The organism is Microcystis sp. LE19-41.2A, assembly GCF_027530405.1.
GTDB classification, from domain to species: Bacteria; Cyanobacteriota; Cyanobacteriia; order Cyanobacteriales; family Microcystaceae; genus Microcystis; species Microcystis aeruginosa.
The window spans coordinates 1-6,391 of the sequence record NZ_JAPZQJ010000285.1; the positions used below are offsets into that span (position 1 = coordinate 1).

Sequence of the window (6,391 nt, forward strand, 5' to 3'; positions counted from 1 at the left end):
TATTGCGAGGATTAAAGTTAAGTAGGGAGGCACAATTATTTGTAGGATGGGTTAGCGGTAGCGTAACCCATGCGGGCGTTGGGTTTCATGCTTCAACCCAACCTACGTTCATCTTATATTTAATTCCACCCACCCACTTAAGAATGGGTTCCTTAAAATTCCCATTGACTGAAAGACTCAAAGACAAACATATCAAGGAAGTACAAATACATCCAAAATACTTGACTCGCTGGTTTGACAGCAATTGTCTTTATGAAGATGAAAAAATAGAAACATCTCTTGACTCCGAAAAAGCGATAGCTATGTTGTTAAGGAAGGCAGTAGTCAGGAGATTATTTTATTTATTCCCCCCACTTCCTAATTCCTAATTCCCACACCCTACACCCCACACCCTACACCCCACTCCCTACACCCCACACCCTTCTCCCCACACCCTTCTCCCCACACCCTTCTCCCCACACCCTTCTCCCCACACCCTACACCCCACACCCTACACCCCACACCCTTCACCCTACACCCCACACCCCACACCCCACACCCATCACCTCATACATGACAGCAGATAGTTTTCGCGTCAGTTTTGCTCCCTTATCTTTGCAGGAAGTATATCAATTAGCCGATGATGGGGCTAATGGTGCTATTGTACTAATGAGTGGCACTGTACGGGAGCAAACCGACGGTAAACCGGTTATTTATCTTGATTATCAGGCCTACGAACCCATGGCGATCGAGGTTTTCCGGCAAATTGCCGGGCAAATTCGGCAAACCTGGCCCGATACCAATCGAGTTGTCATTCACCATCGCACCGGTAAGCTACAAATCGGTGAAATTAGCGTCTTAGTAGCGGTGGGTTGTCCCCATCGGGGGGAAGCTTTCGCAGCCTGTCGTTATGCTATTGATACTCTCAAGCATAATGCCCCCATCTGGAAAAAAGAATACTGGTCTGATGGTTCTAGTCAATGGGTTAGTATTGGGGCTTGTGAAACGGAACATTAGGTCTAATAACGCAAAATTAAGGCAATTTTTTGGTAATCGTTCAAGGAATCTTCATCGACTAAAGCTACACGTCCTCCCTTGGCCAATACCACTTCGATAATTTCATCCACTGCATCATCGATTACCTCCGTACCACCGACGTTTTCCACCAGTATCAAATCACCGTTTTCGCTTAAAACTGCGGGTACATGGTAATTTTTATCCACTAATAACAATTTTCCTCGACCTTCCTGCGCTAAACGCCACACTTCTCCCAGGGTAGAGATAACTTTTTGAGCGCTGACTGCCGCGTCCAAAGCTTGCAGGGCTTCAGTTTTTTGAGTCTGACGCACTGAATGCATAATCGGCAATACTTGCGGAATTAATTCTGGCAGTGAGGTTTTGTCAAAATTGCCGGTTAAAGTGCCAACAATTGCTGATGTGTACTGTGAAACTTCTTGAAAGAAGGAAATTTGACGAACCACTCCACCCACAATCAAAGGGGAAGAATCATCAATGTCAATGTATTCACCCAGAGCATTATCTACCTGCTGGAAAAATCGCCGGATTCTATCATCTAGATAACTGGTATCGGCATCAAAGGGCAGTGGTGCGGTGGCCCCCGGTCCAGTCATTTCTAAGGGAAAATTTTGATCGCGAATTTCTTCGAGAGTTTCTCCTGTAGCTGAGATTAAACGAGTAGAACCCTGACTTAATAGTAACAGCCAATAGGGTTGTTCTCGATGTAATCCATAAACTAAATCCCGTGTGGCAAAGGTTTTATCGATGACAACTCTTGCCTGGACAGAAAAAGGCAGGTTATAAAGCTTGGCAATATCCGGACCAATATAGATAGCTAATCCATCTAGAGTATAAGGATAATCTATTTCAGCCACTAGACTATCGAGGCGCTCGAACAAAGGTTCGATTTCACGTTTAGAGAATTCTGCCGATAATCGGTGCTTTGCTTCATCGACCAAATTTTTAACGAGAATAGGGTCTTGTTTGTTATCCGGTGAGGTGCGATGGGTAGGTAAGAGAATGGAAAGGGCGGGTATTTGAGCTAGGGATTGTAGTTTCTTAAGTTCTTGACGAGTAATCATTGACTTTCCCTTGATTTATAGGGTTAAGGAGCTAAAAATACTGGCTTTATCCAGATTTTCTCGATTTATTCAGTATTCCAGCTAACATTTTAGGGAAAAAATGTAGTTATATCTAGAAAATTAAGAAATTATACTGAATTGCTTTGGCAGAGATTGAGGGAATTTTTAACCGGAAAATAGGAATAGTATTGATTTATCGATCGTCCACCATCAGGACAGAAAATGTTCAGGATGGGTAAATAACCCATCCTCGGAATAATTAGGAGCTGCTGAATAAATCTAAAAACATTGTTGGGTAAGACTTTTAGACTTTTTGTCAATCAAAAAGTACTGGGCATGGGAGTGATCAGGGGGAAAATTCCGGGACTTTTTTCCTGAAAATTAGGTAATTGGCCCCCTCAAAACCGGTAAAACCCCACACCCCACACCCCACACCCCACACCCTGCCCCCAGGAAAAACTTTTTCAGCATACCCTAATTAGGCCGCTATGGCGGTTTTTTCCGATGTTAATGCCTCTTGGCGTTGAAATTCGGCTAATTGTGCCATAATTTCATCCCGAACAATCTGACGGTATTCCAGGAAATGCTCGTTGTGGGCGCAGACAGTGATATAGTGTTCGGCATTGGCGGGATTATGGCGCAAAATACCGAATAAATTCTGCCAGAATTTCCAGCGAGTGGAACGTTTAAAGCCCTGTCGCCAGATAATTACCGCTAGGGCATAGAGATCGGCCCGGCGAGGCAGTTTAAAGGCTGGTTTCGCTTTAGGTGCGCCTAATTTCAGGAAACAGCGATAGGTGCGATCAAGAAATACCTCCGGATCGTACAATTTCCAGAAGGCTTCAATATATTCTGTGGCAATATCTTCGATCGGCCGAGTGGGAACGAAATTCATTAGGGTACTTTGGTTAATGTCCTGTTTCCCCGTTAATCGTAGTCGTCCTTCTTTTTCCAAGCGAGTCCATAGGGCGGTATTGGGTAAAGCTTGTAACATTCCGAAGAGAGCCGTGGGAATGGCCGCTTCTTCGACAAAATTAATAATGCGATCGGCCGCTCCTTTTTTCTCGCCATCAAAACCGATGATAAATCCCGCCATAGGGCGCAATCCGGCTTTAATAATCTTTTCTACCGTCTCGGTTAACGAACTACGGGTATTTTGGAATTTTTTGGTTAATTGTAAACTTTCTTCGTCGGGGGTTTCAATACCTAAAAAGACGGCATCAAAGTAACAATCAACCATCATTTCCATTAATTCGGGATCGGCGGCTAAATCCACCGATGCTTCCGTGTTAAACCGGAAAGGATACTGGTGTTCTTCTTGCCAAACTTTTAATTCTTTGAGGAGTAATTTAACGTTGCGCTTGTTGCCAATAAAATTATCATCCACCATGAACACGCCCCGGCGCCAACCTAACTCGTAGAGATAATCTAATTCTTTTAATAATTGTGCGGGGGTTTTGGTGCGGGGTTTACGACCGTAGAGAACGATAATATCGCAAAATTCGCACTGGAAGGGACATCCGCGCGAGAATTGTACCGACATGGAATCATAAGCTTCAAAATCGAGCAGATCGTAGCGTGGGATCGGGGTAATTGTCACATCGGGTTTTTCTGTGGTGCGGAAAACACCTTTAGTTTCTCCTCTTGCCAATGCTTCCACAAACATCGGGATGGTGATTTCTCCCTCATCGAGGATCAGAAAATCAGCCTCGGCCACTTCGTGGGGGATAGAAGTGGGATAGGGACCACCCACAGCCACCAGTTTACCCCGTTGCTTGGCTTCGTGAATTTGCTCGATTAAATCTTGACGTTGCACAATCATGCCCGAAAGAATCACTATTTCGGCCCAATCCCATTCTGCTTCTGTCACCGCCCGAATATTGCGATCAACCAGTTTAAATTCCCATTGCTGCGGTAAAATCGCCGCCACCGTCACCATACCCAGGGGAGGAAGTAAGACTTTGCGATCGACTAATTCCAGAATTTTGTTATAAGACCAGAAAGTCGGCGGAAAAACGGGATAAATCAGTAAGGCGCGCATATTCACTCCTCGCTCGATGGCGATCGATTCTTGACCTTTCGCTTGATTGTAATCTTTTTCGGTCAGGGATGGGAAAACCGTTATTTAGCCCTAGAACTAAGATCAGGCTTGATTTTCGGCCGCCATTGCCCACCCTTGACCCTGCCCCCATAAAAGTTTATGGTCAACATTAATAAAATTTATGTAAACAAATGTTGCATAGTCTGGGAAGTTATGTTACATTTAATATCAAGCACTTGAATCAAATGCAATTTTATTATAGGAAGGCAATTCACCATGGATAAGCAAGAAAACAAACTCGGCTTCACCGCTTTCGCTGAAAACTGGAATGGTCGTTTAGCCATGCTCGGTTTCGTCATTGGCGTAGCTACGGAATACTTAACCCACAAAGGTATCCTTGCTCAATTAGGCTTGATGTAATTTCAGCCTCGATTGCTGTGCATCTACAATCGTCTTGAATAAATTATCAAAAAAGGGAGGAGCATCGCTCTTTCCCTTTTTTAGTTGCAGGTTGGGGATGGGGGAGTGGGGTGATAGGGAAGTGGGGTGTGGGGTGTGGGGTAGATGATGTACTGGAAAATCTCTCAAGTAACCTTGTTTGAGAACACTTGTCGGCAATTCCTGTCTATGGTTAATTAAGAAAAATAAACTGTAGCGAAATATACTGTTTTTTCGTGTTCTAATGGGGATAGATAGGGGGAAAAAAATCATGTCGAAATCACTCTTTACCGATGCCAGCAGTCGCCTAGAACGCGCCCTTAAGTATGTCTCCATTTCCGATGATGCGATCGAGCGGTTAAAATATCCCAAAGCTAGTCTCAGCGTCTCCATACCCGTCCGTATGGACAACGGCACTTTAAGAATCTTCCAAGGCTACCGCGTCCGCTACGATGACACCCGCGGCCCCGGCAAAGGAGGGGTGCGCTATCATCCCAACGTCAGCATTGATGAGGTGCAGTCCTTGGCCTTTTGGATGACCTTTAAATGCGCCCTGCTGGATTTGCCCTTTGGTGGGGCTAAGGGCGGCATTACCCTCAATCCGAAAGAATTGTCAAAAGCCGAGTTAGAACGTCTTAGCCGGGGCTATATCGAGGGTATAGCCGACTTTATCGGTCCCGATATCGATATTCTTGCCCCCGATGTCTATACCAACGAGATGATCATGGGTTGGATGATGGACCAGTACAGCATCATTCAGCGTAAAATTAGTCCGGCGGTGGTGACGGGGAAACCTTTAACCATGGGAGGCAGTCGTGGCCGCGATACGGCGACGGGAACAGGAGCTTTTCATGTTATTCATTCTCTTTTGCCGAAATTAGACAAAAAACCGGCTAATACTACCGTAGCCGTTCAGGGATTCGGTAACGCCGGGGCCGTAGTGGCGGATCTCCTCGCCAAAGCCGGTTATCAAGTGGTGGCGGTAAGTGATTCCCAGGGCGGCATTTATCGGGAAAAAGGCCTAGATATTGCCAGCATTCGTGAGTATAAACAGGAACATCGCGGAATTACTGCTATTTACTGTGAGGGTACTGTGTGTAATATCGTCGAACACGAGGCGATTAGTAATGAAGAATTGTTAGCCCTAGATGTGGATGTTTTGATTCCGGCTGCCCTAGAAAACCAAATTACCGCCGAAAATGCCGATCGCGTGCGGGCAAAATATATCTTTGAAGTGGCCAACGGTCCGACTACCTCAGAAGCCGATCGCATTTTAGACTCAAAAGGGATTCTCGTTTTCCCCGATATTCTGGTTAACGCCGGTGGGGTAACGGTGAGTTATTTTGAATGGGTGCAAAATCGCAGCGGTCTTTATTGGCGATTAAACGAGATCAATGAGCGCTTAAAAGAAAGAATGGTGACAGAAGCGGAAAAAGTCTGGTCTTTCGCCCAGGAGTTCGATATATCTCTGCGTAACGCCGCCTACGCCCAGGCGATTGCTCGTCTCGGAGAAGCCCTAGATGCCAAGGGAACCCGCGATTATTATCAAAATAAGACGGGAGCTTAAGGTCGTCAGGAGTCGGTCGTCGGTCGTCAGGAAATAAATAGGGTGATAGGGTTTTGGGGTGATAGGGTGATGAGACAACTTCCCCACTTCCCCACTTCCCCAGGAAAAACTTTTTGCCGCAAACCCTAAATAGGGCTTGCTGAATAAATCTAAAAACCTTGTTGGATAAGACTTTTGGACTTTTTTCCCCTCAAAAAGTACCAGATATGGGAGTGATCAGGGGGAAATTCAGGGACTTTTTCCCTGAAAATTAGGTAATTGACCCCC

The 6,391-nt window shown here is 45.4% G+C and carries 6 protein-coding genes and 1 pseudogene; 4 read left to right on the top strand and 3 right to left on the bottom strand.

The genetic code is table 11. The features are described 5' to 3' along the window. Positions 1–368: pseudogene (locus O9290_RS12215) on the top strand (hypothetical protein); the annotation flags it as partial. A gap of 184 nt (positions 369–552) precedes the next feature. Next, positions 553–996, top strand: coding sequence for a molybdenum cofactor biosynthesis protein MoaE (locus tag O9290_RS12220; RefSeq protein WP_288087105.1), 444 nt, complete (start codon positions 553–555; stop codon positions 994–996). A 2-nt stretch (positions 997–998) separates the two neighbouring features. Here O9290_RS12220 and O9290_RS12225 read toward each other — a convergent pair whose 3' ends face one another. Then, positions 999–2,078, bottom strand: coding sequence for an AOC03_06830 family ribosome hibernation factor (locus tag O9290_RS12225; RefSeq protein WP_288087107.1), 1,080 nt, complete (start codon positions 2,076–2,078; stop codon positions 999–1,001). A gap of 478 nt (positions 2,079–2,556) precedes the next feature. Further along, positions 2,557–4,119, bottom strand: coding sequence for a B12-binding domain-containing radical SAM protein (locus tag O9290_RS12230; RefSeq protein WP_004163193.1), 1,563 nt, complete (start codon positions 4,117–4,119; stop codon positions 2,557–2,559). Between the two features lie 258 nt (positions 4,120–4,377). Here O9290_RS12230 and O9290_RS12235 point away from each other — a divergent pair, with 258 nt between their 5' ends. Further along, the gene (locus tag O9290_RS12235) at positions 4,378–4,539 is read left to right on the top strand and encodes a CAB/ELIP/HLIP family chlorophyll-binding protein (RefSeq protein WP_487353236.1); all 162 of its coding nucleotides are present in this window, start codon (positions 4,378–4,380) and stop codon (positions 4,537–4,539) included. On the opposite strand, the gene O9290_RS12240 is transcribed toward O9290_RS12235, so the two are convergent. After that, positions 4,525–4,830, bottom strand: coding sequence for a hypothetical protein (locus O9290_RS12240; protein WP_196219867.1), 306 nt, complete (start codon positions 4,828–4,830; stop codon positions 4,525–4,527). The two genes, O9290_RS12235 and O9290_RS12240, sit on opposite strands and share 15 nt — an antisense overlap. Between O9290_RS12240 and O9290_RS12245 the strand changes: the two genes are divergently transcribed. After that, positions 4,829–6,124 (top strand): Glu/Leu/Phe/Val family dehydrogenase, encoded by a 1,296-nt coding sequence (locus O9290_RS12245; RefSeq protein ID WP_287169750.1) that lies wholly within the window; start codon positions 4,829–4,831, stop codon positions 6,122–6,124. The genes O9290_RS12240 and O9290_RS12245 overlap by 2 nt on opposite strands. Positions 6,125–6,391 lie beyond the last annotated feature (267 nt).

What these genes read in the sequence shown, in the direction of transcription:
- O9290_RS12220 (WP_288087105.1), top strand. Translation starts at nt 553, where the DNA reads ATGACAGCAGATAGTTTTCGCGTCAGTTTTGCTCCCTTATCTTTGCAG.
- O9290_RS12240 (WP_196219867.1), bottom strand. Translation starts at nt 4,830, where the DNA reads ATGATTTTTTTCCCCCTATCTATCCCCATTAGAACACGAAAAAACAGT.
- O9290_RS12245 (WP_287169750.1), top strand. Translation starts at nt 4,829, where the DNA reads ATGTCGAAATCACTCTTTACCGATGCCAGCAGTCGCCTAGAACGCGCC.
- O9290_RS12230 (WP_004163193.1), bottom strand. Translation starts at nt 4,119, where the DNA reads ATGCGCGCCTTACTGATTTATCCCGTTTTTCCGCCGACTTTCTGGTCT.
- O9290_RS12225 (WP_288087107.1), bottom strand. Translation starts at nt 2,078, where the DNA reads ATGATTACTCGTCAAGAACTTAAGAAACTACAATCCCTAGCTCAAATA.